This window comes from Maritimibacter harenae (assembly GCF_009882975.1).
In the GTDB taxonomy this organism is placed as follows: Bacteria; Pseudomonadota; Alphaproteobacteria; order Rhodobacterales; family Rhodobacteraceae; genus Maritimibacter; species Maritimibacter harenae.
In genome coordinates this window covers 587,241-613,441 of sequence record NZ_WTUX01000019.1, presented here as the reverse complement: position 1 = coordinate 613,441, position 26,201 = coordinate 587,241, and the positions used below count along the sequence as shown (strand labels likewise).

The 26,201-nt window shown below is 67.4% G+C and carries 28 protein-coding genes, 1 pseudogene and 1 riboswitch; of the genes and pseudogenes, 11 read left to right on the top strand and 18 right to left on the bottom strand.

What is annotated here, in order from left to right; genetic code table 11:
- Positions 1-6: 6 nt before the first annotated feature.
- Complete coding sequence (locus tag GQE99_RS17695; protein ID WP_161353007.1) at positions 7-780, bottom strand: ZIP family metal transporter; 774 nt, start codon at positions 778-780, stop codon at positions 7-9.
- A 114-nt stretch (positions 781-894) separates the two neighbouring features.
- On the opposite strand from GQE99_RS17695, the gene GQE99_RS17690 reads away from it, so the two are divergent.
- Positions 895-2,058: an alpha-hydroxy acid oxidase gene (locus tag GQE99_RS17690; protein ID WP_161353006.1), complete on the top strand. Its 1,164-nt coding sequence runs from the start codon at positions 895-897 to the stop codon at positions 2,056-2,058.
- A gap of 10 nt (positions 2,059-2,068) precedes the next feature.
- On the opposite strand, the gene GQE99_RS17685 is transcribed toward GQE99_RS17690, so the two are convergent.
- Positions 2,069-3,208 (bottom strand): MFS transporter, encoded by a 1,140-nt coding sequence (locus tag GQE99_RS17685; protein WP_161353004.1) that lies wholly within the window; start codon positions 3,206-3,208, stop codon positions 2,069-2,071.
- Positions 3,209-3,380: 172 nt separating this feature from the next.
- Here GQE99_RS17685 and GQE99_RS17680 point away from each other — a divergent pair, with 172 nt between their 5' ends.
- On the top strand, positions 3,381-4,037 hold the full coding sequence (locus GQE99_RS17680) for a 50S ribosomal protein L25/general stress protein Ctc (RefSeq protein ID WP_161353002.1): 657 nt from the start codon (positions 3,381-3,383) through the stop codon (positions 4,035-4,037).
- A 60-nt stretch (positions 4,038-4,097) separates the two neighbouring features.
- Here the strand turns inward: GQE99_RS17680 and GQE99_RS17675 are convergent, their stop codons facing one another.
- The gene (locus GQE99_RS17675; RefSeq protein ID WP_161353001.1) at positions 4,098-4,775 is read right to left on the bottom strand and encodes an FkbM family methyltransferase; all 678 of its coding nucleotides are present in this window, start codon (positions 4,773-4,775) and stop codon (positions 4,098-4,100) included.
- 120 nt (positions 4,776-4,895) lie between these two features.
- On the opposite strand from GQE99_RS17675, the gene pth reads away from it, so the two are divergent.
- From pth to GQE99_RS17645, 6 genes are all read left to right on the top strand, one after another.
- Positions 4,896-5,579 carry an aminoacyl-tRNA hydrolase gene (pth, locus tag GQE99_RS17670; RefSeq protein WP_161352999.1) on the top strand — a complete coding sequence of 228 codons (684 nt, stop codon included), beginning with the start codon at positions 4,896-4,898 and terminating at the stop codon, positions 5,577-5,579.
- A gap of 106 nt (positions 5,580-5,685) precedes the next feature.
- A complete protein-coding gene (locus tag GQE99_RS17665) occupies positions 5,686-6,861 on the top strand; it encodes a serine hydrolase domain-containing protein (protein ID WP_161352996.1) in 1,176 nt (391 codons plus the stop codon).
- Positions 6,842-7,216, top strand: coding sequence for a DUF2237 family protein (locus tag GQE99_RS17660; protein WP_161352994.1), 375 nt, complete (start codon positions 6,842-6,844; stop codon positions 7,214-7,216). The genes GQE99_RS17665 and GQE99_RS17660 overlap by 20 nt, the downstream gene beginning before the upstream one ends.
- A 98-nt stretch (positions 7,217-7,314) precedes the next feature.
- A complete protein-coding gene (locus GQE99_RS17655) occupies positions 7,315-7,647 on the top strand; it encodes a hypothetical protein (protein WP_161352993.1) in 333 nt (110 codons plus the stop codon).
- 298 nt (positions 7,648-7,945) lie between these two features.
- Positions 7,946-8,476, top strand: coding sequence for a PepSY domain-containing protein (locus GQE99_RS17650; RefSeq protein ID WP_161352991.1), 531 nt, complete (start codon positions 7,946-7,948; stop codon positions 8,474-8,476).
- 295 nt (positions 8,477-8,771) lie between these two features.
- Positions 8,772-9,794 carry a hypothetical protein gene (locus GQE99_RS17645; RefSeq protein ID WP_161352989.1) on the top strand — a complete coding sequence of 341 codons (1,023 nt, stop codon included), beginning with the start codon at positions 8,772-8,774 and terminating at the stop codon, positions 9,792-9,794.
- Positions 9,795-9,872: 78 nt separating this feature from the next.
- Here GQE99_RS17645 and trpB read toward each other — a convergent pair whose 3' ends face one another.
- Positions 9,873-11,108: a tryptophan synthase subunit beta gene (gene trpB / locus GQE99_RS17640; RefSeq protein WP_161352987.1), complete on the bottom strand. Its 1,236-nt coding sequence runs from the start codon at positions 11,106-11,108 to the stop codon at positions 9,873-9,875.
- 153 nt (positions 11,109-11,261) lie between these two features.
- Here trpB and GQE99_RS17635 point away from each other — a divergent pair, with 153 nt between their 5' ends.
- Entirely contained in the window at positions 11,262-12,887 is a 1,626-nt protein-coding gene (locus GQE99_RS17635; protein ID WP_161352986.1) for a tannase/feruloyl esterase family alpha/beta hydrolase, read from the top strand.
- 50 nt (positions 12,888-12,937) lie between these two features.
- Here the strand turns inward: GQE99_RS17635 and GQE99_RS17630 are convergent, their stop codons facing one another.
- The 7 genes from GQE99_RS17630 to rpsA form a co-directional block, all read right to left on the bottom strand.
- On the bottom strand, positions 12,938-13,186 hold the full coding sequence (locus GQE99_RS17630) for an N-(5'-phosphoribosyl)anthranilate isomerase (RefSeq protein ID WP_161352984.1): 249 nt from the start codon (positions 13,184-13,186) through the stop codon (positions 12,938-12,940).
- Positions 13,187-13,220: 34 nt separating this feature from the next.
- The gene (locus GQE99_RS17625) at positions 13,221-13,673 is read right to left on the bottom strand and encodes a GNAT family N-acetyltransferase (RefSeq protein ID WP_161352982.1); all 453 of its coding nucleotides are present in this window, start codon (positions 13,671-13,673) and stop codon (positions 13,221-13,223) included.
- A complete protein-coding gene (locus tag GQE99_RS17620) occupies positions 13,670-14,308 on the bottom strand; it encodes a phosphoribosylanthranilate isomerase (RefSeq protein WP_161352981.1) in 639 nt (212 codons plus the stop codon). The genes GQE99_RS17625 and GQE99_RS17620 overlap by 4 nt, the downstream gene beginning before the upstream one ends.
- 10 nt (positions 14,309-14,318) lie before the next feature.
- A complete protein-coding gene (locus GQE99_RS17615) occupies positions 14,319-14,669 on the bottom strand; it encodes a lipopolysaccharide assembly protein LapA domain-containing protein (RefSeq protein ID WP_161352979.1) in 351 nt (116 codons plus the stop codon).
- Positions 14,670-14,682: 13 nt separating this feature from the next.
- Positions 14,683-14,964 (bottom strand): integration host factor subunit beta, encoded by a 282-nt coding sequence (ihfB, locus tag GQE99_RS17610; protein ID WP_161352977.1) that lies wholly within the window; start codon positions 14,962-14,964, stop codon positions 14,683-14,685.
- 246 nt (positions 14,965-15,210) lie between these two features.
- Positions 15,211-15,390, bottom strand: a complete 180-nt coding sequence (locus GQE99_RS17605; protein ID WP_161352976.1) for a hypothetical protein — start codon at positions 15,388-15,390, stop codon at positions 15,211-15,213.
- Between the two features lie 132 nt (positions 15,391-15,522).
- Positions 15,523-17,208 carry a 30S ribosomal protein S1 gene (gene rpsA / locus GQE99_RS17600; protein WP_161352974.1) on the bottom strand — a complete coding sequence of 562 codons (1,686 nt, stop codon included), beginning with the start codon at positions 17,206-17,208 and terminating at the stop codon, positions 15,523-15,525.
- A 423-nt stretch (positions 17,209-17,631) separates the two neighbouring features.
- Here rpsA and GQE99_RS21895 point away from each other — a divergent pair.
- Positions 17,632-18,384 (top strand): annotated as a pseudogene (locus GQE99_RS21895) (sulfotransferase family protein); the annotation flags it as partial.
- A 35-nt stretch (positions 18,385-18,419) separates the two neighbouring features.
- Here GQE99_RS21895 and cmk read toward each other — a convergent pair.
- From cmk to trmB, 4 genes are all read right to left on the bottom strand, one after another.
- Complete coding sequence (gene cmk, locus GQE99_RS17590; RefSeq protein ID WP_161352971.1) at positions 18,420-19,031, bottom strand: (d)CMP kinase; 612 nt, start codon at positions 19,029-19,031, stop codon at positions 18,420-18,422.
- Complete coding sequence (locus GQE99_RS17585) at positions 19,028-19,537, bottom strand: hypothetical protein (RefSeq protein ID WP_161352969.1); 510 nt, start codon at positions 19,535-19,537, stop codon at positions 19,028-19,030. The genes cmk and GQE99_RS17585 overlap by 4 nt, the downstream gene beginning before the upstream one ends.
- 60 nt (positions 19,538-19,597) lie before the next feature.
- Positions 19,598-20,950: a 3-phosphoshikimate 1-carboxyvinyltransferase gene (gene aroA / locus GQE99_RS17580; protein ID WP_161352967.1), complete on the bottom strand. Its 1,353-nt coding sequence runs from the start codon at positions 20,948-20,950 to the stop codon at positions 19,598-19,600.
- 96 nt (positions 20,951-21,046) lie between these two features.
- Positions 21,047-21,760 (bottom strand): tRNA (guanine(46)-N(7))-methyltransferase TrmB, encoded by a 714-nt coding sequence (gene trmB / locus GQE99_RS17575; RefSeq protein ID WP_161352965.1) that lies wholly within the window; start codon positions 21,758-21,760, stop codon positions 21,047-21,049.
- Positions 21,761-22,033: 273 nt separating this feature from the next.
- Between trmB and GQE99_RS17570 the strand changes: the two genes are divergently transcribed.
- The gene (locus GQE99_RS17570) at positions 22,034-22,462 is read left to right on the top strand and encodes a DoxX family protein (protein WP_161352964.1); all 429 of its coding nucleotides are present in this window, start codon (positions 22,034-22,036) and stop codon (positions 22,460-22,462) included.
- A gap of 67 nt (positions 22,463-22,529) precedes the next feature.
- On the opposite strand, the gene metK is transcribed toward GQE99_RS17570, so the two are convergent.
- From metK to GQE99_RS17555, 3 genes are all read right to left on the bottom strand, one after another.
- On the bottom strand, positions 22,530-23,696 hold the full coding sequence (gene metK / locus GQE99_RS17565; RefSeq protein ID WP_161352962.1) for a methionine adenosyltransferase: 1,167 nt from the start codon (positions 23,694-23,696) through the stop codon (positions 22,530-22,532).
- A 6-nt stretch (positions 23,697-23,702) separates the two neighbouring features.
- Positions 23,703-23,751: riboswitch (SAM-SAH riboswitch) on the bottom strand.
- Positions 23,752-23,786: 35 nt separating this feature from the next.
- On the bottom strand, positions 23,787-25,301 hold the full coding sequence (lnt, locus tag GQE99_RS17560) for an apolipoprotein N-acyltransferase (RefSeq protein ID WP_235917271.1): 1,515 nt from the start codon (positions 25,299-25,301) through the stop codon (positions 23,787-23,789).
- 3 nt (positions 25,302-25,304) lie between these two features.
- Entirely contained in the window at positions 25,305-26,195 is an 891-nt protein-coding gene (locus GQE99_RS17555) for a hemolysin family protein (RefSeq protein ID WP_161352960.1), read from the bottom strand.
- Positions 26,196-26,201: the final 6 nt, after the last annotated feature.

The following is a 26,201-nucleotide window of genomic DNA, read 5'->3' as shown; positions in this document are numbered from 1 at the left end:
GCCGGTTCATCCCAGCGTCACGTCGAGCACCATCATCAGGATCATCCCGATCATCAGCCCGGCCGTGGCCCGGTGCTGATGTCCGCCCCGGTGGGTTTCGGGAATGATCTCGTGGCTGATGACATAGAGCATCGCACCGGCCGCGAAGGTGAGCCCCCAGGGCAGCAGAACCTCTGAGACCGTCACCGCGACGACACCGATCAGCCCGCCCAGCGGTTCGACCAACCCCGTGGCCAGCGCGATGAGGAAACTCTGCGCCCGGCTGTAGCCCAGCCCCTTGAGCGCGATCGCGACCGCCAGCCCCTCCGGCGCGTTCTGAAGCCCGATCCCGGTTGCAAGCGACAGGCCGTTGGCGACGTTGCCGCCCCCGAAGCCCACGCCCACCGCCATGCCCTCGGGCAGGTTGTGGATCGTGATCGCGATGACGAAGAGCCAGATGCGCGACAGGGCCCCGGGATCGGCCCCCTCCGGCCCCGCGATGAAATGCTCGTGCGGAAGGGTGGCGTTCATCCACGCGACCACCGCCGCGCCAAGCGCGATCCCGACCGCCGCCACGCCCGCCGCGACCCAGATCGACCCGCTTGCGGTTTCGGCGGCGTCGATCCCCGGCAGGAGCAGCGAAAAGAAGGAAGCCGACAGCATCACCCCGGCCGCGAAGCCCAGCAGCATGTCCGAGGCCTTGCGCGAAATCGTCCGGCCAAAGAGGACCGGCAGGGCCCCCACGCCGGTCAGAAGCCCCGCGCCGAGGCTCGCCAGGAAACCGATCAGGACAATCGACATGGCGCATCAATGCGTCGCAGGCCGGCCCCGTGCAAGCCCCAGCGTCGCGCGTTGCGCGTTTGGGTCGCGGCCGCTAGAAGCGTCGGACATTTCACGTCCGGGAGCGAAGCCACGATGCCCGTCATCACCGACATCGAAGACCTCAAGCGCATCTACCGGCGGCGAACGCCGAAAATGTTCTACGACTACTGCGAAAGCGGATCGTGGACGGAACAGACCTTCCGCGAGAACAGCTCGGATTTCGACCGGATCTATTTCCGCCAGAGGGTCGCGGTGGACCTGACGAACCGCTCCACCAGGACGCAGATGATCGGCCAGGACGTGGCGATGCCCGTGGCGCTCGCTCCCGTGGGCCTGACCGGCATGCAATCGGCCGACGGCGAAATCAAGGCCGCGCGCGCCGCCGAGAAATTCGGTGTGCCCTTCACCCTGTCGACCATGTCGATCTGCTCGATCGAGGCCGTTGCGGAAGCGACCACAAAGCCGTTCTGGTTCCAGGTCTACGTGATGAAGGACGACGACTACCTCGCCCGCCTGATCCAGCGCGCGAAGGATGCGAAATGCTCGGCGCTCGTCGTCACGCTGGACCTCCAGGTCCTGGGACAGCGCCACATGGACATCAAGAACGGCCTGTCGGCCCCGCCGAAACCCACTCTGTCGAACATCGCCAACCTTTCGACCAAGTGGCGCTGGGGGCTGGGCATGCTCGGCACGAAGAACCGGCAGTTCGGTAACGTGGTGGGCCACGTGAAGGGGATTTCCGATCCCTCTTCGCTCATGTCCTGGACGGCCGAGCAGTTCGACCCCGCGCTCGACTGGGCCAAGATCGAGAAGATCCGCGACATGTGGGGCGGCAAGCTGATCCTCAAGGGGATCATGGAGGCCGAGGACGCCCGCCGCGCCGCCCAGATCGGGGCCGACGCCATCATCGTGTCGAACCACGGCGGTCGCCAGCTTGACGGCGCACTCTCCACCATTCGCGCGCTCGAGCCGATCCTCGAGGCCGTGGGCGACCAGACCGAGGTTCACCTCGACGGCGGCATCCGCTCGGGCCAGGACGTGCTCAAGGCGCTGGCGATGGGAGCCAAGGGGACCTACATCGGCCGCGCCTTCGTCTACGGGCTGGGTGCGATGGGCGAAGCGGGCGTGACCCGGGCGCTCGAGGTGATCCACAAGGAGCTCGACGTGTCGATGGCCTTCTGCGGCCACCGCGACATCAACGACGTGAACCGCGAGATCCTGCGCGTGCCGCGCGGCTTCTCCGGCGATTGGGACTGAGCCCTCCACCTCATCGGTGGCGAAGCCGAAGGATCGCCGGGATGATCGCCGCCGCGATCACCGCGATCGCGGCATAGGAAATGCGCAGGTCGCCGATCTCGGAGAACATGCCCATCAGCGCGGGTCCGGCGAAGAAGCCCAGCAGGCCCAGCATCCAGGCCCGTGAAATCGCCCGCGCCCGTGCCGCGTCCGACACCTTGCGCGCGATGATGGAGTTCGTGGAGGGCGCGATCACCGCGACGCCCAGCGCCATCAGCACGACGCCCGCGTGTACGTGCAGCACGCTCTGCGCCGCCGCGATCCCGGCCGCTCCGACCACCGCCAGGGCCGCGGAGGACAGGATCAGCCGCTCGGCCCCCAGCCGCCCGGCGACCGCCTGCCCGAAGAACCGCGCCCCGGCCATCACGAAGCCGAAGGTGGCGGGACCAAGGCTGCCCGCCCCCTGGACCGCGCCGAAGGTCCGCTCGATATAGAGCGCCGACCAGCCTTCCGCGGCGTTCTCGCACACGAAGGAAGCGAAGAGCACGAGCCCGGCGAGCCAGACCACGTCCCTCGGCGCCGACCGCCCACCGGTCTCCTGCGCGCCGTCGGCCGGCGGCGGATCGCGCCCGTCCCAGCCCGCCAGCACGTAGAAAAGCGCAAGACCGCCCAGGGCGAAGGCGATCCAGTCGAAGGCCCAGCCGCCCGAGCGCAGCGCGGCGACGATCAGCGCTGTGATGGCGAAGGACAGCGAATACATCGCGTGGGCCACGTTCATCAGGTGCACGCGGCGCCGCGCCTCGTGCGCCGCGATGCGCACGTTGGCCGTCATGTCGGAAAATGCCACCGCGAAGCCGCCGAGGAACAGCGCGACCGCCGCGCTCGTGGTGCTTTCCATGATGAAGAAGAGGCCCAGCCCCACCGAGATCAACAGGCCCGAGAGTGGCAGCGCGAGCCCCCCGATCCGTGCGCCCAGCCCCGGGGCGATCCCCATCGCGATGACCGAGGCGGTCGCGGGAAACAGCAGGAGCGCCCCCATCATGCCGTCCGAGGCACCGATATGGGCCTTGATGTCGGGCATCAGTCCTGCCAGAGCACCCCAGTAGACGCCCGTCGCCATGAGGACGAGCGCGGGGCCGCGCACCGCTCTGAACTGTTCGCCAAGGGTCATGCTCGGGGTCTCCTGTCGCCTGCCGCGATACCGGCGCCGCCCCGGTCCCGCAAGGGGCGCCCGGGCCCACTTTTCCCCTTCCCATGCGCGCGAATCCCGTCTATACGCGCGGCTTCATGCGGGGTTGCACCCTTGGAGGAACCCCGCTGCATTCAAAATCTGGAGAATACCCATGGCTGGACAAGTTCCTGACTTTCACGCCACGGTACGGACGGGGACGGGCAAGGGGGCCGCTCGTCAGGCACGCCGCGAAGGCAACGTACCGGGCATCATCTATGGCGGCGACCTCGATCCGCTGCCGATCAACATCCCCTTCAACGTACTGCTGAAGAAGCTCAAGGACGGCCGTTTCCTGTCGACCCTTCTCAACATGAAGGTCGAAGGCCACGACGACGTCCGCGTGATCTGCCGCAACGTGCAGCGGGACGTGGTCAAGGATCTGCCGACTCACGTCGACTTCCTGCGCCTCAAGCGCACCTCGCGCATCAACCTGTTCATCCCGGTCGAATTCGTGAACGAAGAAAGCGCGCCGGGCGTGAAGAAGGGTGGCGTGGTCGTGCACGTGCGCCCGGAAGTCGAGCTGGACGTTGTCGCCGGCGACATCCCGGAAAAGATCGTGGTGGACCTGTCCGGCCGTGAAATCGGTGACGTGATCCACATCTCGGACGTGGAGCTGCCGAAAGGCGCGCGGACCACGGTCGAGCGTGACTTCGTGATCGCCAACATCTCGGCCCCGTCCGGCCTGCGCGCCTCGGAAGACGAGGAAGAAGAGACCCCGGAAACCGAGGTCATCGGCGAGGAAAAAGAGACCGAAGCCGCCGAAGAATAAGAAGACCGACAATTCGATCTGCGAACGGGGCCCGCGCGGCCCCGTTTTCGTGTCCGCTCCTCAGCGGTCGCAGCGTTGCAGCACGATCACCTCGCCCCGCGTGCCCCACGGCATGATCGTCATGTTGTTGCGCGACATCCCGTCGAAGATCGCCTTCACCCCGGATGGCGGATACTTCTTCGTGTGGATCTCCATGATCACCAGCCGCACATGCGCGGGCCAGGGCTGCTGGCAGAGCTCCAGTTCCCCGCCCTCGACATCCATCGATACGATGGTCGGGCGATACTCTTCCAGAAGATCTCTGAGCTTCAGCGCCGGCACCTCGGCGAGCCTGTCGGGGCGTACGGTGTCGTCGGCGATGGAGGAGGACCAGAACGCATCGCGGTTGGCGAAAAGGACCGTGTCCTCGTCGTAATTGTCAGCCACCACCGCGCCGTGCACCAGCGCCGTCTCGGCCGACCCGTTGTGGTCGAGGTTTCGGCGCAGCACGTCCATCATCACCGCGTTGCCCTCGACCGCGACCACGTTCTCGGGCCCTGCCTTGCGCCCGGCGAGGATCGAGATGTAGCCGGCCCCGGCCCCGATATCGAGCACCCGGTCGCCACGCTTCACGTGCCGGTCGATCGCCGCGGCTTCGTTCCATTCGTAATGGCCGGATTCCAGCGCCGCGCGCAGCGATGCGGTCAGTGCCTTGCCGGGCACGCGCAGCTTGATGTCGTTGAGAATGAAGCTCGCCATGTGACCCTGCCCGCCGTTTTCGATGATCCTAGAGTGCAGCCGGTGAAAGTCCAGTTCGGCGCGGTGCATACCGGCTTGGACGGATTTACGCCCGCGCGATCCCGCCATAGAGTGCGCGCCATGAAACTTTTCGTGGGCCTCGGCAATCCGGGCGACAAATACGCAGGCAACCGCCACAACATCGGCTTCATGGCCGTGGACCGGATCCGGGAGGATCACGGCTTCGCGCCGTGGCGCGCGAAATTCCAGGGGCAGGTGTCCGAGGGCAAGCTGGACGGCGAGAAGGTCATCCTGCTCAAGCCCGAAACCTTCATGAACCTCTCCGGGCAGTCGGTGGGCGAGGCGATGCGCTTCTACAAGCTCGACTCGACCGACGTCACCGTCTTTCACGACGAGCTGGACCTCGCCCCCGGCAAGGTGAAGTTGAAGCTCGGCGGCGGGCATGCGGGGCACAACGGCCTGCGCTCGATCCACCAGCACATCAGCCCGCATTACGCGCGGGTACGCCTGGGCATCGGGCATCCGGGGCACAAGGACAAGGTGTCGCCCTACGTGCTGTCGAATTTCGCCAAGGCCGACCAGGACTGGCTCGACGACGTGCTGCGCGGGGTGTCGGACGGGGCCGTGCACCTGGTCGACGACGACAACGCGAAGTTCACCAACGCGGTGGCCCGGCGCGTGGGGCCTGCCACGTCCACCAAAGCAGCGCCCGCCAAGCCCGAGCCGAAGCCGGCCGAAACGCCCGCCCCCCCGGCCGAGGACGAGCGCTCGCCGCTGCAGAAGCTCGTCGACAAGTTCAAGTAGGCACAACCGCCGCAACGTTCCCGCAAGGGCCGCGGCGATTTTCACCGGCGCCGGGTGGACGCTGCACCCGCCCGCGGCCATAGTCCGTCGCAAGGGAGGGCCCAGCATGCGCCGGATCGTCTACGTTCTCATCGTGCTCGTCGCAGTGGCGGCGATTGTCGGAATCGTGAAACGCGAAGAGCTTTCGCGCCTCATGGCCGTGCAGACATTGTTCGATGAAGACAAGATCGTCACGAACTTCTCCAAGATGGACGACCTGTTCCTGACGGCCGAGATGTCACGCGGCGACGGGTCCGTGGCCGCCCTGCCCGACGGTGAGCCGATCGCCCTGCCCGACGGCACCGACGACTGGATCGAGGCGCGCGCGGTCACGGCGATGGTCGTGCTCTCCGACGGACGCATCGTCTACGAGGATTACTTCCAGGGCACCGACGAAGAGGATCGCCGCATCTCATGGTCCGTGGCCAAGAGCTGGCTCTCCGCCCTCATGGGCATCCTGATCGAGGAAGGCGCGATCGACTCGATGGACGACCCGGTGACGAAATATGCCCCCGAGCTTGCAGGCACCGCCTATGAAGGCGCGACCATCGCCAACGTGGCGCACATGGCCTCGGGCGTGGCCTTCGACGAGGATTACCTGGACTTCTGGTCGGACATCAATCGCATGGGCCGGGTCATCGCGCTCGGCGGCTCGCTCGACGACTTCACCGCGGACATCGAGGACACCCGGGCAGCGCCCGGCGAAGAATGGCACTACGTCTCGATGGACACCCACGTGCTGGGGATGGTCATCCGCGGCGCGACCGGCGAGCGGATCCCCGACCTGCTGGAACAACGCATCGTCGCGCCCCTGGGGCTCGAAGCGGATCCCTACTACCTGACCGACGGCGACGGAAACGCCTTCGTCCTGGGCGGGCTCAACATGCGCACCCGGGATTACGCCCGCTTCGGCCAGATGATCGCGCAGGGCGGCCGCTGGCAGGGCGCGCAGATCGTGCCCGAAGACTGGATCGACGCTTCGACGGCCCCGACGGCGCCCCCGGGCGACTCCCCGGCCGACACGCGCTACGGCTACCAATGGTGGGTGCCACCGGCGGCCGAGGACGGCGAGGTCTTCGCCATCGGCGTCTATGGCCAGTACATCTGGATCGACCGCGCGCGCGAAGTCGTCATCGCCGTGAATTCCGCCAACCGGGACTTTACGGAACCCGGGGTCTTGGCCGACAATATCGCAACCCTGCGCCAGATCACGAAAGCCGCGTATGAAGCCCGAACCGATTGAGCCGATCAACGTCCTTGGCGGAACCCTCCTGTCCTGCTCAGACGATCCGACGACGGGGTATTTCCGCGACGGATACTGCAACACCTGCGACGCCGATCGCGGCAACCACACCGTCTGCGCCGTCATGACGGACGAGTTCCTCGCCTACTCGAAATACGTCGGCAACGACCTGTCGACCCCGCGCCCGGAGTTCGACTTCCCGGGCCTGCGGGCGGGCGACCAGTGGTGCCTGTGCGCCGCGCGCTTCCTCCAGGCCCATGACGAAGGCTGCGCGCCCAAGGTCCGGCTGGAGGCCACGCATGGCCGTGCGCTCGAGGTCGTGCCGCTGCGCATCCTCAAGCAATACGCGCTCTGACCGGAATATTTCGCGGAACCCGATGTCACGCTCGGACGTAGGTCTTATATAACTTCGTGGACGGACAGCGTCGGGACCAGCCGTGAAAGGACTTGGTCGTGCGTAATATCTTCAAAACCTTCATCCTCGGGCTCGCGCTTGCAGGCCCTGCCCCGGTACTGGCCGACACCGACGCGGTGCAGCGCGACGGGGTCCGCGTCCTGTCCGGTGACGGGTTCGACGTCATCTCGATCCGCATCAAGCGCAACGGAGAGCATCAGTTCTTCGCCGCCGACAACGCGGTCGGCCGCGTCCTCGTGCTGGACAGCGCCGGCGCCGTCCTGCGCGACGAAAGGGTCGAGCGCTGGGACGTATTTTCGGACGAGGCGATGCATGCGCTGGACAATGGCACGCTGAAGCCCCTGCCGGTACGGACCGCCCAGGCCCGCTGAGAACCACCTCACCCATGCCATCGACCGGCGCCGCGGCCCGCGGCGCCGGTCGTTTTCATCAGGTCACTTCCCGCGCGCGCGAACACGAATGAAGTCCCTGAAAAGTTTCAGAAAACTGCCCCTCGGATCGTCACAATGTGTTTTGGCTCCCGGCCGGAACTGGGGGCGTCCGGCGCGGGTTGCCCGGTCACAGCGTCCGAGGCGCCACCCTCATCCGGTCATGCCGACCGATGCGATCCGGTGGCCGATCCCGCGGCGCCGCCCCGGACACGGGGTCGAAGACAAAAGGAGAGATACCATGAAACGCTTTGCCAGCATGACCGCGATCGCCCTTCTCGCCACCACGCCGGCCGTCACGGCCCTGGCGCAGGACGACGCCCGCGCCGAACTGAACCAGGAGGTCTATGCCGAAGGCATGGCCGAGCTGACCGGCGACGGCTACGACGTGGAAACCGTGCGCCAGGATGACGAAGGCAGCCTGACCTTCATGGCGCGCAATGAAACCAACGGCCGCATCCTGATCATGGACGACGACGGCGATGTCGTGTCCGACACCATGACCGACCTGGACGCCTCCACCCGGATCGAGTTCGAAGGCGAAGATAATGACGACGGCGAAGCCTCTGTCATGGTCGGCGCCGACACCGGAATTGATGTCGAGGCGGATGGCGAAAATGACGGCACGGATGACGAAAGTTCTGCGTCCGTCAACATCGGCTCGGACACCTCGATCGGTATCGAGGCCGACGGCGACGATGGCGACGACAGCGCGTCGCTTGGCATCGATGCGGGGGTTGACCTCGGCATCTCGGCCGACAGCGACAGCTGATGCGTCCGTCCGTTCACGAAGAGGCGCCGCGGATCGCGGCGCCTCTTTTTTGTGCGGCGGGCCTCAAGCGGACAGACGCACAATTTGTTGTTTTTAAACGATAAAGGCCGCGCACGTGCGCCCGTCCCGCGCGAGGCCCGGAGTGATTAAAGAATTGCCAAATAGAATGGAATATTTGGAACAAAGTTGCGCGAGGCCTCATTCACCAAGCAGACACGAGACGGTGTGCCCCACTTCTCAATGATGGGATTTGCGATCGCATCCCGCTCTCGTTCTGCATTGAAAGGAATGAACCATGCGCAATTTCGCAACCCTTCCCCTCGCCTCCGCTGCGGCTCTCGCCCTTGCGGCGCCGGCCTTTTCGCAGACGCTGAACGAAGACGTCTATGCGAAGGGCGTGACCGAACTCCGGTCCGACGGCTACACCATCGAAGCGGTCCGCCTGTATTCCACGGGCGCACTGACCTTCTATGGCTGCGACGAACAACGTGGTCGCATCCTGAAGCTCGGCGAGGCCGGAAGCGTGCTCTCCGACGAGCTGGCCGCCTGTATCGACGTCAACGAAACCGTCAGTCTCGACATGGGTGAGGACGTCACAGCGGCCGCGGCCTCGGGCGCCTTCGCCGACGAGGGCGGAGTCCAGACCAGTTCCGACTCGGGCGCTCAGTCCGACGGCGGAAGCGACGGTGACTCCACGAACGGCGACACCGACGCGGACGCCGGGGCTGACGCCGGTGCCGATGCTGGCACTGATGCCGGCACCGACGGCGGGACCGACACGGACGCCGACGCTGGTGCCGATGCTGGTGCTGACGCTGGCGCGGATGCCGGAACCGATACCGATGCGGGCACTGACGCCGGCACCGATGGTGGGACCGACACCGATGCGGGCACTGACACCGGTACCGACGGTGGGACCGACACCGATGCCAACGCAGGCGCCGATGCCGGTGCTGACGCCGGCGCGGATGCCGGAACCGATGCGGATGCCGGCACTGATGCGGGTACCGACGCCGGAACCGATACCAATGCGTCAGGCGAGGCGAACGGCAACGCCAGTGCGGACGTCGACACCCCGACGGAGAGCGGCACGGACGACGCCGCCGGTGGGGCGGACGTCGACCCGAATGCCGACGTTGAGACCGAAGCTGACGCGGCAGCGGACGACGAAACGACCACCAGCGTCGATGGCAACGCCAGTGTCGACGGCAACGCCAGCGCCGATGTCGACACCCCGACGGACAGCGGCACCGATGCGGCCGCTGGCGCCGAGGTCGACGCGAACGCGGAAGTGGATACCTCCACGTCGCTCCAGTGATTGGAAACGATCAGTCGCCCTGAGCGACCCGTAAAGCCGATGAAGCGGCGCCGTCCCCTGGGCGGCGCCGTTTTCGGATCAGTCCGCGAGCCCTGACATGTCGGTGCCCAGCGCCTTGGCCACCGTGAAGATGTCCTTGTCGCCGCGCCCGCACATGTTCATGCAGATGATGTGATCCTTGGGCAGGTCGCCGGCGATCTTCATCACGTGGCCCAGCGCGTGGGACGGCTCCAGCGCCGGGATGATGCCCTCGGTCTCGCACAGGAGCTGGAAGCCCTCGAGCGCTTCCTTGTCGGTGATCGACACGTATTCCGCGCGCCCGATGTCGTGCAGCCAGGAATGTTCCGGCCCGATCCCCGGGTAATCCAGCCCCGCCGAGATCGAGTGCCCTTCGAGGATCTGCCCGTCGTCGTCCTGGAGCAGGTAGGTGCGGTTGCCGTGCAGCACGCCCGGACGTCCGCCGGTGAGCGAGGCGCAGTGTTCCATCTTCTCGTTCACGCCTTTGCCGCCGGCCTCGACCCCGATGATGTGCACATCCTTGTCGTCGAGGAACGGGTAGAACAGGCCCATCGCGTTGGACCCGCCCCCGATGGCGGCGATCAGCGTATCGGGCAGACGGCCTTCGGCCTCCTGCATCTGGGCCTTGGCCTCGGTGCCGATGATCGACTGGAAGTCGCGCACCATCGCCGGGTACGGGTGCGGCCCGGCGACCGTGCCGATGCAGTAGAACGTGTCGCGCACGTTGGTCACCCAGTCGCGCAGCGCGTCGTTCATCGCGTCCTTGAGCGTCCCGCGCCCGGACGTCACGGGCACCACCTCGGCGCCCAGGAGCTTCATGCGGAACACGTTCGGGGCCTGCCGTTCGACGTCGTGCGCGCCCATGTAGACGATGCACTTCAGCCCGAACTTGGCGCAGACCGTGGCGGTCGCCACGCCGTGCTGGCCGGCGCCGGTTTCGGCGATGATGCGTTCCTTGCCCATCCGGCGCGCCAGCAGGATCTGGCCCAGCACGTTGTTGATCTTGTGCGCGCCAGTGTGGTTGAGTTCGTCACGCTTGAGATAGATCTTCGCACCGCCCAGCTGCTCGGTCAGCCGCTCGGCGAAGTAGAGCGGGCTGGGACGGCCCACGTAGTGCTTCCACAGGAAGTCCATTTCGTCCCAGAAGCTCTGGTCGGTTTTCGCCTTCTCGTATTCCGCCTCGAGCTCGAGAATGAGCGGCATCAGGGTTTCGGACACGAAACGCCCGCCGAAATCGCCGAACCGGCCCTTTTCGTCGGGACCGTTCATGAAGGAATTGAAGAGATCGTCGGCCATGTCGCCCTCCGGAAGCTTTGCCTGTTCCTAGCCCCTGCCGGAAAGCGACGCAAGAAGTGGCGCGGCGCGTTGAAAAATGCTGGAGCCCAAATATTTTCCTTGGAAAATAAAATCTCCCTGCGCATAGAATTGGGGTATTGAAGGGAGGACATCATGAAAAACATACTTACCGGCGCCTCGGTGCTGGCCCTTGTTCCATTGGCCGCAATGGCCTCGCCGGAGGACTGCGACGCCGCGGCCGACCTGTCCGTCGACGGCGTGACGATCACGTCCACAGCCTATGCCCCGCAGGGCGAAGAAAGCCCGCTCGATCACTGCATCGTGCAGGGGCGGATGGCCGAGCGCACCGGCACGGACGGCAAGGATTACGCCATCCGCTTCGAACTGCGCCTGCCCGACGACTGGGACGGCGCGCTCGTGCACCAGTTCAACGGGGGCAACGACGGTGCGGTCGTTCCGGCCCTCGGGGCGATCACCGGCCTTGCGCCGGGCGACGGTGCCCTTGCGCGCGGCATGGCGGTCGTCTCATCGGACGCCGGCCATGACGGTCAGGCGAACCCCGAGGCCGGCCTTGCGGGCGGCAACGTCTTCGGCATGGAATTCGAAGCGCGCCGAAACTACGGCTACGGCGCGGTCCCGCAGGTCCAGCGCGCCGCCGAGGCGCTGACCACCGGCTACTACGATGGCGAGATCGCCTACCGTTACGGACTCGGCTCCTCCAACGGCGGGCGTCACGCGATGGTGGCGGCGACCCGCATGGGCGAGACGTTCGACGGCCTGCTTGCGGGGTACCCGGGCTTCAACCTTCCGCGCGCGGCCATCCAGCATGCCTGGGATGTGCAGAACTTCCTCAGCGTGGGCGAGACATTGCCGCAATCCTTCTCGCGCGAGGAAATGAGCCTCGTGGGCACCTCGATCACCCAGGCCTGCGACGGGTTGGACGGGGCCGAGGACGGTCTCGTGCTCGACCCGCTGGGTTGTCAGGACGCGTTCGATCCGATGAGCATGGCCTGCTCGGACGGGCAGAACAGCGAATGCCTCCCAACGGAGAAGGTCGAGGCGCTCATCGCGATCCACGGCGGGCCGAAAAACAGCGCGGGCGAACAGCTCTACAGCGACTGGCCTTGGGATCCGGGCATTGCGTCCGGCGGCTGGCGTTTCTGGAAGCTCGAGAGCCCGATTCCGCCGTGGGAGCAGCAGCCGCTCATCGCCGTGATGGGCGCAGGCTCGCTCGCGCAGGTCTTCTCGACCCCACCGACGGAAGTGGGCGGCAGTCCGACCGAGCTTCAGGCTTTCCTGACCAGCTACGACTTCGACGAAATGGCCGGTCGCGTCAGCGCCACCTCCGAGGCCTTTCCCGAAAGCGCGGTGGAGGTGATGTCCCCGCCCGACATGGACGACCCGATGCTCAAGGATTTCATCGCGTCGGGCGGCAAGATGGTGATCTTCCACGGCACCGCCGACCCCGTCTTTTCGTTCAACGACACGGCGGCCTGGTACGATCGCCTGTCGGAAAACGTCGAAGACGTGCTTGACCACGTGGTTCTCTACCCCGTCCCCGGGATGCAGCACGGACAGGGCGGCCCGGCCGCCGACGCCTTCGACATGCTCTCCGTCCTGACGAGTTGGGTCGAGGACGGCGAGGCGCCGGGTCCGGTCATCGCCACGGTGCGTCCGGGCAACGAGGAAGCGCCGGAGGCCGTGCGCGGCGAAACCCGCCCGCTCTGCCTCTACCCCGAGGTGGCCAAGGCCGACGGGGACGGGTTCACCTGCCAGTAAGGCAAACGAGATGACGGTGAGGGGCGCGGGAAACCGCGCCCTTTTTCGTGTCAGGCGTGTATCGTACAGGCCGCGGCCAGCCGCACGGGCTGCGCATTGCAGAAGACGACCAGACTGTCGCCGTTCTCCACCGCCTGGAACCCGCGGGCGCGCACTTCGCCCAGGAACCTGTCCCGGCCGACGATGCGGTCGATGTCGGTGATCCGGCGCTTGATGACGCCGCCGGTGGTCGCGGTGGTGGAGGAGAAGGCTGCGGACAGCCAGTGGTCGGGGCTCTGGGGCGAAACAAGCTGGGTCATGGGCAGACCATGCCCGATCGCGGTGAATCCGCGGTTAACCGGTGCCCAGCTCTTTCTTGAAACCCGCATGCGTCGCCGAGAACCCGAGGCGCTCGTAGAACCGGTGCGCGTCCGCGCGCGCGGTGTTCGAGGTGAATTGCATCAGCGTCGCCCGCGCCGCGCGGGCCCGGTCCTGCGCATCTTCCATCAGTGCGGTCCCGATCCCCTGCCCGCGCAGGTCGGCACGCACCCGCACCGATTCCAGCTGCGCACGGATCGGGATCGACGGCGAGACGAGGTGCAGGATCGTCAACTGGTAACAGGCGACGACCGTGTCCCCGTCCACCCCGACGATGAGCTGCGTGGTCCCGTCCCCGATCATCGCAAGGTACTGCGCCATCGGGTCTTCGTCACGCACCGGCGGCGTCCCCGGCGCCCGGTCCTCGCGCAGAAGCGCCATCACCGCGCCCACCTCGTCGGGCCGCGCGGCGCGGAAGGTCACGCTCATGCCACCGCCGCGATGAAGTCGCGCACGAGCCGCGCGTCCTTCTCGCCGGGCGCGCTTTCCACGCCGGAGGACACGTCCACCTGCCGCGCGCCCGTGAGCTTGGCGGCCAGCGCCACATTCTCGGGGGTGAGCCCACCGGCGAGCATCCACGGCACGCTCCAGTGGCGGCCCTGCAGAAGGCGCCAGTCGAAGGCAAGCCCGTTGCCACCCGGAAGCTCGGCCTCCTTCGGGGGCTTCGCGTCGACCAGGATCTGGTCGGCCACGCCCACGTAGTCGTCGAGCGTCGCAAGGTCTGCGGCATCCGCGATTCCGACCGCCTTCATCACCGGCAGACCGTAGCGCGCCCGAATCTCGGCCACACGCTCGGGCGTCTCGGCGCCATGAAGCTGGAGCATGTCGAGAGGGACGCGGGCCGTGATCTCGTCGAGAAGCGCATCATCCGGGTTCACCACCAGCGCGACCTTCGCCACGCCCGGCGGCACCTGGGTGGCAACCTCGGCGGCCAGCTCAGGCGCGATGTTGCGCGGCGATTTCGGGAAGAACACGAAGCCCACGTAGCGCGCGCCGGCCTCGACCGCCGCCGTCACGGCGTCGGCGCTGGTCAGCCCGCAGATTTTCACTCGGATGTCGCTCATGGGCGTGTGATTAGCGCCCATCCTCCAGAAGCGCCAGCACATCGTCTTTCGGGCCGGCCTTCTCGCGCTTGAGCTCCTGCACCTCGCCCGCCAGTTTCACCGCGGCGCTCTTGGCCCGGCGCCCTTCGGCGCGCAGCTTGTGCTCGCGGAACCATTCCCAGACGAACCCGATCAGCACGCCCGCGATGATCGCGAGGAAAATGACGATAAAGAGCGGCATGTCGACGGTCCAGTCCCACCCGAGGAACCCGGCCATCTCGCCCGGCAGAATGCGCAGCTCGACGATGTTGCGGTTGGCGAGCGCGACGGTGATCAACACCACGGCCAGCGCGGCGAGGAACGCGTAGCGGATGTAACGCATGGATCTGGGCCTCTCAGTTCCCGTTCAGACGGTCGCGCAGGAGCTTCCCGGTCTTGAAGAACGGCACGTGCTTTTCTTCGACATCAACCGACTCACCCGTACGCGGGTTCCGTCCCACCCTTGCATCCCGTTTCTTGACGGAAAAGGCGCCGAAACCGCGCAGCTCGACCCGGTCGCCCCGCGCCATGGCTTCGATCACTTCTTCGAAGATGGTGTTCACGATACGCTCGACGTCGCGCTGATACAGGTGCGGATTCTCGTCCGCGATCTTCTGGATCAACTCAGACCGGATCATCCCGTCATCCCCCCGAAAAGGTCAGTGTGGCGATGTCAGGCAGCCCGCCACGTTGGATCGACTATAGGGCGAAACGTTGGACCGCGAAACAGCACAGGCAGCGGCAAGCCAGCGATTTTGGCATCATTGCGCTGATTTTTTCATGGAAAACCCGGCCCTTAGACCGTGCGCCCGCAGAAACGCCGCCCGGACGGCCGCCGCAGGCACGGTGATCGGCCCATGATTCGCAGACCCGGCGGCGCCGGCTCAGCCCCTGTCGGGCGGATCGGTCAGCGCGATGACCAGCGTCGCGCCCACCGCCCAGATCGAGACCGACAGCGCGATTGCCAGGCCCAACGAATAGAGCCCGCCCAGGAGCCCCAAAAGGAAGACCGCGACACCCAGCGCCCCGGTCACGCCCATCCATTCCGTTCGTCTCTTTCGCATGCGCCCTCTCCGTTTCGGACCATCCTGCCACCGATCCCACGCCGCCGCCTTGCGCTTGCGCAATCGCGGGACCGGAAATGAAAACGGCCCCGGATCGCTCCGGGGCCGTCTCTGTGGCGTATGGGGTCCGACTTACTCGTCGTCGCCCTTGTTCAGCGCGGCGCCGAGGATGTCGCCGAGCGAAGCGCCGGAGTCGGACGAACCGAACTGTTCCACGGCTTCCTTCTCTTCGGCGATCTCGCGGGCCTTGATCGACAGGCCCAGGCGACGCGACTTGTTGTCGACGTTGGTGACGCGCACGTCCACGTGGTCGCCCACCTGGAAACGCTCGGGGCGCTGCTCGGAGCGGTCACGCGACAGGTCGGAGCGGCGGATGAAGGACTTCATGCCCTCGTATTCCACTTCGATCCCGCCGTCCTCGATCGCGGAGACCGTCACGGTGATGATCTGGCCGCGCTTCACGCCGCCCACCGCTTCGGCGAACGGGTCGCCGTCGAGCGCCTTGATCGAGAGCGAAATGCGCTCCTTCTCGGTGTCCACCTCGGTGACGACGGCCTTGACCACGTCGCCCTTGTGGAACTGCTGGATGGCTTCCTCGCCACGCTGGTCCCACGAGATGTCCGACAGGTGCACCATGCCGTCGATGTCGTTGTCGAGGCCGATGAACAGACCGAACTCGGTGATGTTCTTGACTTCGCCTTCGACCTGGGTGCCTTCCGGATGGGTTTCCGCGAAGACTTCCCACGGGTTGCGCATGGTCTGCTTGAGGCCGAGCGACACGCGGCGTTTCGCCTGGTCGATCTCGAGAACCATGACTTCCACTTCCTGGGAGGTCGACACGATCTTGCCCGGGTGGACGTTCTTCTTGGTCCAGGACATTTCCGACACGTGCACGAGGCCTTCGACACCCGGCTCCAGCTCGACGAATGCACCGTAATCGGTGATGTTCGTCACGCGGCCCTTGTGGACCGAGCCCAGCGGGTACTTGGCAGCGACCAGATCCCACGGATCTTCCTGCAGCTGCTTCATGCCGAGCGAGATGCGGTGCGTCTCCTTGTTGATCTTGATGACCTGGACGTTGATCGTCTCGCCGATCGACAGGATCTCGGAGGGGTGGTTCACACGGCGCCAGGCCATGTCGGTCACGTGCAGCAGGCCATCGACGCCGCCGAGGTCGACGAACGCGCCGTACTCGGTGATGTTCTTGACCACGCCTTCCACGGTGTCGCCTTCGCTGAGCTTGGCGATGACCTCGGCACGCTGTTCGGCGCGCGATTCTTCAAGGATGGCGCGGCGCGACACGACGATGTTGCCACGGCGACGGTCCATCTTGAGGATCTGGAACGGCTGCTTGAGACCCATCAGCGGGCCCGCGTCGCGCACGGGGCGCACGTCGACCTGCGAACCGGGCAGGAAGGCCACGGCACCGCCGAGATCGACGGTGAAGCCGCCCTTGACGCGGCCGAAGATCGCGCCTTCGACGCGGGCGTCGTCGGCGTAGGCCTTCTCGAGACGGTCCCAGGCTTCTTCGCGGCGCGCCATTTCACGGCTGACCACGGCTTCGCCACGGGCGTTCTCGGCGGCACGGAGGTAAACCTCGACCTCGTCACCGACGGAGATGTCGGGCGCTTCGCCGGGGTTCGCGAATTCCTTGAGATCGACGCGGCCTTCCATCTTGTAGCCGACGTCGATGATGGCCTGGCCCGCCTCGACGGCGATGACCTTGCCTTTGACGACAGAGCCCTCTTGGGGGGTGTCCATTTCGAGGCTTTCGTTCAGGAGGGCCTCGAACTCCTCCATGGATGCATTGGCGCTCATAAGCGGTGTCTAGTCCTTTACAGTTCTATTCGGGCCGCACGGTTGTCTCCGCGGGTCTTTCATGGATTTCCAGTCAGGCTCCGCAAAACAAAGAGGGCCGGTTGCCCGACCCTGCTCGCTCTTCGGCTGCGGCTTTACGCCTGTCTGGGGCGCCATATACGCACTCCGGGCCTTGTTGGCAAGGATGAAGAGAGCGGCCCGGCACGCGTTCGCCGGCGGTCTTGCGCCGGTCGCGGCGGAGCGCCCTGCCGGGGACCCCGGGCGGAGGTGACGCGGCGGCGCAGGGGGCTGTCCGCCCCCTCGCGGCTTCGCCGCTCACCCCCGAAGGTATTTCGGAAACAGAGAAGGAGACCACGGTGCGCGGTCGCGCCGTCTTCCCAAGCGATCCGGTTTGCGGGCAAGGTGGCCTGCGAAAGGATCCCGATGACAGACCGCACCGCCCGCCTCGGACCGCTTCTCGCCCGTGCCGAAGAGGCGCTGAATGCGGGCCGGTTCGCCGACATGCACGCTGCGCTGGAAGACGTCTTCGCCGTGGATCCGGGCAGCCTGGCGGGTCTTTGGACCTATACCCATGGCACGCGTTTCGCGAAGGACGATCCGGTGCTCGCGCGTATCGAGGCCTTCCTGGCACAGGCGGGACTGGCCGATCCGTTGCGCGCACAGCTTCTCTTCATGCGCGCCAAGGCGCGCGACGACCTCGGCGAGCACGAAGCCGGTTTCGAGGACGTGGTCGCGGCCAACCGGCTCAAGGGCGTAAGGTTCGACGATGCCGGCATGGCCGCTTTGACCCGCGCGCTCATCGCCGCGGTCGAGGCCGCGCCCGACATCCGCCTGCCGCCGTCCGGGCCGCGCATGGTCTTCGTTCTGGGCATGCCGCGTTCGGGCACGTCGCTGGCCAGCCAGATGCTGGCCGCCCACCCCGAGATCACGAACCTGGGCGAGCGCGTCGCGCTCGGCCCCGCGCTGGCGCGGCCGGGCACGGGGCGCAATCCGCACCTCGCCTTCCTGGAGGGGCTCGACCGCTCCCGGCTGCAGGCAGCCCGCGCGGCCTATCTCGAGGGCGTGCCGGACCACGGGATCTTCATCGACAAGATGCCGGAGAACTACGTTTTCGCCTGGGCGATCCCGATGCTCTTTCCCGATGCGCAGATCATCCACATGCGGCGCGACCGGCGCGCGACATCTCGAAGCGTCCGGCTGACGAGCTGCCTTCAGGCGCCCCGCGCCTTCGTCACCACCGCCAACGCCGCCGCCACGGCCTCGTCGATCGACAGGTGGCTGGTGTCGAGCGTCACCGCGTCGGGCGCGGGCTTCAGGGGCGCAGCCGCGCGGCTTTCGTCGCGCTCGTCCCGGGCACGCACGTCGGCCAGAACCTCGGCATAGCTTGCCGCGTGGCCGTTGCCCACCTGCTCGCGGTACCGCCGCTCGGCGCGCACCTCGGGGCTCGCGGTGACGAAAAGCTTCACCGCGGCATCCGGGCAGATCACCGTCCCGATGTCGCGCCCGTCGAGCACGGCACCGCCCGACCGCATCGCGAAGGCGCGCTGGAAATCCACCAGCGCCTCGCGCACGTCGGCGTCGACCGCGACCCGGCTTGCGGCTTGCGCCACCTCGGGCGAGCGCAGGCCCTCGGCCTCCAGGTCCTCGGCCACGAGGCCCCGCGCAGCATCGAGCGCCGCCTCGCCGTCCAGCACGCGTTTGCCGACGGCGCGGTAGAGCAGCCCCGTGTCGAGATGGGCGAAGCCGAAATGATCGGCCACCGCCCGCGAAATCGTGCCCTTGCCCGCCGCCGCGGGCCCGTCAATGGCCACCGTGAAACTCAAGTCCGGACCTCTTTGTCTGCCTTGCGCCTTCTGACCAACCCGGTGACGAGAAGCAAGAGCGTGACGGGGAAGAGCACCCATTTCGCCACGGTGAAGGCGCTGGCCCAGGCGACCTGCCCGGGGTCGAGCGCCGCGGGGCCCGCCAGAAGCATGCGCGCGGCCAGCGTGTTCTCGGCCAGGTCGGCAAGCCCCATCAGGATGGGAACCAGCACGAAGACGCGCGGCAGCCCGCCGATCCAGATCCCGTAGCCGAAGGTCAGCGCGAAAAGCACCGGCACCGCCCGGTCCCAGCTGCGCGAAACGCGGGCATAGGCCTCGGCAAAACCCGGCTCGGCGCCGTCGAGCAGCGCCCGGATGTCGGCGGCATCGTAGCCGGTGATGCGCAGGTCGGGGATCGCGCCCCCGTTGGCGAGCGCCTGCATCGGCGGCCCAACGACCGCGACCAGCACGCCGTAGACCGCGAGCGTCACCGCCAGCAAAGCCCAGAATATCCCCGTCCGACCCATCGGCCCCTCCCGCATCCTGCCGCCAGTAAGGCAGAGCGCGGCGCGCGTGGAAAGGGCGGATCAGGCGCCGGTGCGCGTGATCTCCGCCCCGAGGCCCGACATGAGCGGCTCGAAGATCGGGAAGGACGTGGCGATCGGCGCGCCATCGTCGACCGACATGGGGGCCTGCGCGGCCAACCCCATGACGAGAAAGCTCATCGCGATCCGGTGGTCGAGCCGTGCCGCGGCCGTGGCACCGCCGGGCACGCCGTCCGGCCCCATGCCGTGGACCACCATGAAGTCCTCCCCCTCCTCCACGGTGACGCCGCCCGCCTCGAGCCCGCGCGCCATCGCGTCGATCCGGTCGCTCTCCTTCACCCGAAGTTCCTTGACCCCCACCATCTCGGTCTTGCCGGTGGCGAAGGCGGCGACCACGGAGAGCACCGGGTATTCGTCGATCATGCTCGCCGCGCGCTCTTCCGGCACACGCACGCCGCGCATGTCGGGCGAAAAGCGGGCCCGCAGGTCGGCGACAGGCTCGCCCCCCTCCTCACGCTCGTTCTCATAGGTGAGGTCCGCCCCCATCTCGCGCAGCGTGGTGAAAAGACCGGCGCGCGTGGGGTTGAGCCCGATGTTGGGCACCAGCACGTCCGAGCCCGGCACGATCAGCGCGGCGCAGACCGGGAAGGCGGCCGAGGACGGATCGCGCGGCACGGCGATGGTCTGGGGTCCGAGCTCCGGCTGGCCCACGAGCGTGATGACCCGGCCCTCGTCGCTGTCCTCGACCGTGAGCTCCGCGCCGAAGCCCGCAAGCATCCGCTCGGTATGATCGCGGGTCGCTTCCGCCTCGATCACCACGGTCTCGCCGGGGGCGTTCAGACCGGCAAGCAGCACCGCGCTTTTCACCTGCGCCGAAGCCATCGGGGTCCGGTAGCGCACCGGCACCGGGGCCTTGGCGCCCACCACGGTCATCGGCAGCCGCCCGCCGGTCCGGCCATGGCTCTGCGCACCGAAGAGCGCGATCGGGTCGGTCACGCGGCCCATCGGGCGCGACCGCAACGACGCGTCGCCGGTGAAGGTCGCGGTGATCGGCGAGGTCGCCATGCAGCCCATGATGAGCCGCACCCCGGTCCCCGCGTTGCCGCAGTCGATAACGTCCTCGGGCTCGGCGAAGCCGCCGACGCCCACGCCGTGCACGGACCAGGCGCCCTCGCCCGTCCGCTCGACCTCGGCACCGAAGGCACGCATGGCAGCAGCGGTGGCCAGTACATCCTCGCCCTCGAGCAGGCCGGTGATCCGCGTCTCGCCCACCGCCATTGCCCCCAGCAGCAGAGAGCGGTGGCTGATCGACTTGTCGCCGGGCACATGGGCCTCGCCGGTAAGCGGGCCGGCCTTGCGGCTGGTCATGGGGATCGGGTTGCCGTGGCCTGACATGGGCGCCTCCTCAAGCGGTCCCGGCCTGATAGCGCAGGCGCGAGAGCCCGTCCACGCCCTGCCTTTCATCTTTCCGAAAATACGCCTTCGCGGCGCTCAGAGCTTTCGGAACGTCAGGTAATGGGGCACCCGGCCTTCGCGCAGGGCCTTCTGCTCGTAGCGGGTGGAGAGCCAATCGCCCCACGGCGTCCGCCAGTCCGCCGGGCCCTCGGCCAGCCATTCGAACCCGGCGCGCGGCACTTCCTCGAGCGTCTGGCGCACGTAGTCGGGAATGTCGGTCGCCACGCGGAACTCAGCACCCGGTTTCAGCACGCGGTGCAGCGGCTCCAGGTGTTCGGGCGTCACGAAACGGCGCCGGTGGTGGCGCTTCTTGGGCCAGGGGTCCGGGTAGAGCAGGAACGCCTTGGAGATCGCGGCATCCGGCAGCACGTCGAACAGGTCGCGCGCGTCGCCCGGGTGCAGACGGATGTTGTCGGCGGAGGACTTGCGCAGCTTGCCCAGGCAGGTCGCAACCCCGTTCACGAAGGGTTCGCAGCCGATGAGGCCCACGTCCGGGTGGGTCTCGCCCTGGTGGACGAGGTGCTCGCCGGAGCCGAAGCCGATCTCGAGCCAGACGTCGCGTGGGCCGAAGACCTCGGCGAGGTCGATCTTCTCACGCTCGGGATTGTCTTCCCAGTCGACACCCGGGAGGCCCCGGTGCGGCAGGTCCTCGTCGAGATAGGCCTGCTGGGCCGGGCGCAGGCCCTTGCCCTTGAACCGGCCGTAGAAATTGCGCCAGGGCGCGCCGCTGGAATGTCTGGTGTCCGTCATGGCGGCGGGTTCTAGCGGGCGGGGCGCCCGGGTCAAGGGTGCGCGGGTGCCGATCTCGACCGGGGAGGCCAACCAGGTCCTGTTTGCGTGCACCCACGACCAGCCTGTCGCCGAGGTGTTTTCCGAAACGCAGAAAGGACAGGGGTGCCAGACAGGTCTGCGTATAACTGCACACAACATGTGGGTTTATCCCGGGTTACGTGTGCCGACGCACTTCTCTAATGCTCTGCGCATCGCCCGACGGGCACGACGCAAACCAAAGGACATTGACCCATGACTGCACAGACTCTTGCCAATGCCGCGCCGCTGGCCCGGCTCCTCCTCTCCGCGATGTTCATCATCTCGGGGGTTCAGAAGATCACCGGCTATGCCGGCACCCAGGGCTACATGGAGGCGATGGGTGTCGCCCCCGGCCTTCTGCCCCTGGTCATCATCGTCGAACTCGGCGCCGGCATCGCGCTCCTGATCGGCTGGCAGGCGCGCATCGCGGCCTTCCTGCTTGCCGGTTTCTCGATCCTGTCGGGCCTGCTCTTCCACCTCCTGCCCGGGCTCGGGATGGAAGACGCGATGGCCGCTCAGGCGCAGATCATCTCCTTCATGAAGAACGTGACCATCGCTGGCGGCCTTCTGATGGTCGTGGCTTTCGGCCCGGGCAAGCTGTCGGCCACGAAGTCGGACGGCGCACTCGTTCCCGCCGAGTGATCAGCGCGCCCGCGAAAAACAAAAGCCCCGGCCGTGGCCGGGGCTTTTTTCGTGTCCGTTGGGCTGATCAGAGCGCGGCCTTGAGCGCGTCCACCAGGTCCGTCTTCTCCCAGGAGAACCCCCCGTCGGCCTCCGGCGGGCGCCCGAAATGGCCATAGGCCGCGGTGCGCTGGAAGATCGGTCGGTTGAGGCCCAGGTGTTCGCGGATGCCGCGCGGGGTGAGGTTCATCACCTCTGCCGCCGCCTTCTCGATCGCCGCCTCGTCGACCTGGCCGGTGCCGTGGGTGTCGACGTAGATCGACAGCGGCTTGGCCACGCCGATGGCGTAGGACAGCTGGAGCGTGCACTTCTTGGCAAGCCCCGCAGCAACGACGTTCTTGGCGAGGTAGCGCGCGGCGTAGGCGGCCGAGCGGTCGACCTTGGTCGGGTCCTTGCCCGAGAACGCACCGCCACCATGGGGGGCCGAGCCGCCGTAGGTGTCCACGATGATCTTGCGCCCCGTGAGACCCGCATCCCCGTCGGGGCCGCCGATCACGAACTTGCCGGTGGGGTTCACATGCCACTCGGTCTCGTCGGTGATCCATTCATCCGGGATCACCTCGTTGATGTAGGGCGTCACCAGTGCGCGCACGTCGTCCGAGGTCAGCTTGTCGTCGAGGTGTTGCGTCGACAGGACGAGCGAGGTCACCGCGACCGGCTGCCCGTTCTCGTAGCGCACGGACAGCTGGCTCTTTGCGTCCGGGCCCAGCTGCGGGGCTTCGCCGGATTTGCGCGCCTCGGCCAGCCGCTTGAGGATCTTGTGGGAATAAAGGATCGGGGCCGGCATCAGCGCCTCGGTCTCGTCCGTCGCGTAGCCGAACATGATGCCCTGGTCGCCCGCGCCCTCGTCCTTGTCGCCCGCGGCATCGACGCCCTGGGCGATGTCGGCGGACTGGGCGTGCAGGTAGTTGTCCACGTGGATATTGGCCCAGTGGAAGCCCTTCTGCTCGTAGCCGATGTCGCGCACGCAGTCGCGCGCGATCTGCTCGACACGCTCGATCACGCTCCCCGGTCCGCGCACCTCGCCGCCGATCACCACGCGGTCGGTCGTCGCGAAGGTTTCGCAAGCCACGCGGGAATAGGGGTCTTCGGTGAGGAAAGCGTCGAGGACCGCGTCGGAAATGCGGTCGCAGACCTTATCCGGGTGCCCCTCGGAAACGGATTCCGAGGTAAAAACGTAATTCGATCGTGCCATGAAAGTCGCTCCGTTGTGATAGCCCCGCCACGCCAGGAAGCCGTTGTGACGGTTGGGTCCATATGCGGTTACAGGGGCCCCGCCCCCCGGTCAACGGGTTTTCCGCCTCGCGGTAAAGAGGAGCGTGCCCAGGATCGCGACCAGAAGCGCGATCACCGGCCAGTCACCCCACCGCGCGTAGACGGTCGGCGGCTCCGGCGCCGGCAGGCGCGCATCGACGAACCCTTGTGCGCCCAGGGGCAGAGACGCGGTGATCCTGCCCCGGCTGTCGATCATCGCGCTGATGCCCGTGTTGGCCGCGCGCGCCAGCGGCAGGCCAAACTCGATCGCCCGGAACCGTGCCTGCACCAGGTGCTGCTGGGGCCCGGCGAAGGTGCCGAACCAGGCGTCGTTCGTGAGCTGCATGAGCCAGTCGGAGCGCCCCTCGGCCCCCCGGATATCGCGCGGGAAGATGGCCTCGTAGCAGATCAGCGGCACCACGTCGCCCAACGCGCCGGGCAGCGTGCGTATCACGGGTCCGGGCCCGCCGGAGAAGCCGAAGCCCTCCTGCTGGGCCAGTCCCCGGATGCCCACCTTCGACAACAGGTCGCCGAAGGGCACGTATTCGCCGAACGGGACGAGGTGATGCTTGTCGTAGACCCACTCGGGTTCGCCCGGGCCGTCGAAGAAGACGATGGAATTGTGGTAGGTCGCCCCGTCCCGGCGCAGGACCCCCGCGACCAGCGGTGCAGGAGCAGCTGCCGCGATCGCGCGCGCCTCCATCGCGGGGGCCTGCCCCAGCAGCGCCGGGAGCGAGCTTTCGGGCCAGACCACCAGGTCCGGTCGTCCGCCCTCCGCCTCGGCCGACGACGCCGCCAGCGCGCGCTCGAAGAAGGTCATGATCCAGTCCGGATCCCACTTCAGATGCTGCGGCGCGTTGGGTTGGACGAGCCGCAGGACCGGCGCGTCCTCGGGCGTGGGCGGCAGCGGCCGCCGCTCGGCCCATATGCCGAGCCCCACGAAGACCGCGAGCCCCGCCAACCAGGCGGCCACCGTCACACGCCCGTAGATCGCCCGGTAGAGCGCGCCCGCCCCGACCAGCGTGAGGGCGCCCAGCCCCTGCGCACCGATCCACGGCGCAAGCTGCGCCATCGGCGTGTCGATCCAGGCAAGCCCCGGGCCACCCCAGGAAAACCCGGTGAAGGCCCAGCCGCGCGCGTATTCCGCAAGCGCCAGCGCCGCCGGGAGCGCCAGCCAGCGCCATTCCGACCGGACCCGCGCCGCCACACCGGCCGCCACGCCCCAAAAGAGCGCGACGCCGCCTGCAAGCAGGATCAGCGCGAAGGGCGCCATCCAGCCATGCCGCCGGATATCGACCAGGAAGGGCTCGACGATCCAGAGCCAGCCGACACCGAAGAACCCGGTCGCCAGCGCCCAGCCCAGCACCCCGGCCCGCCGCCAGCTTCCCGCCTCGAGCACGAGCCCCAAGCCAAGCGCGAAGGCGATCACACTGACGGGATAGAACCCGAGGGGGGCCTGCCCCAGCGCTGCGAGCGCGCCAAGAAAAAGGGCTGCGAACAGCCCCTTCCACCTGGCATCCGCCAGCCGCCGCATCCTGGCGTGCATGGCCTACTCCCCCGCCTGACCCGTCATGCGCACACGGAGCCGCTTGATCCGGCGCGGTTCGGCATCGACCACCTCGAACTCGGCGCCCGAGGGATGCTCGATCACCTCGCCACGCGCCGGCACCCGGCCGGCCTCGAGGAAGACGAGCCCGCCCAGCGTGTCGATTTCCTCTTCCTCGGCGTCCTCCGTGATGAGCCTGAGCCCCGAGGCTTCCTCGAACTCGTCCAGCGGCGCGCGCGCCTCCACGAGCCAGGCGCCGGAGCTTTCCTGCGCCCAGAGCGCGCCCTCCTCGAGGTCGTGCTCGTCCTCGATCTCGCCGATGACCTGTTCCACGAGGTCTTCGAGCGTGACCAGCCCGTCGACCCCGCCGTATTCGTCGATGACCAGCGCCATGTGCATCCGGTCCGACTGCATCTTCTGAAGCAGGACGCCGATCGGCATCGAGGGCGGCGCGTAGATCAGCGGGCGCACGAGATCGCCCAGGAAGAAATCCGGGCTCTCGCCGTTGAAGCCGTGCTTGAGCGCGAAATCCTTCAGGTGGACGAGCCCCACGGGCGTGTCCAGCGTGTCGCGGAATACCGGCAGGCGCGTGTTGCCGGATTCCCGGAACACCTCCACCAGGTCGGGCAGCGTGATGTCCTCGGGGACGGCCACCACCTCCACCTTCGGGATCATCACATCCTCGACGCGCATCCGGCGCAGGTTGCCCATGCCGAGCGGCAGGTTGCGCGCGCTGTCGCCCGCGCCCGCGGACGTGTCGTCCGCCTCCTCTTCGTCGGCTTCCGCGGGGCTCAATGCCCCGATGATGCGGCCGAAGAACCCTTCGTGCCGCGCGTTTTCCTCTTCCTCGCGCGCGCCTCGCGCTGCGCTAGAAGACCCGTCGGTGTCGCCCATCTTTCC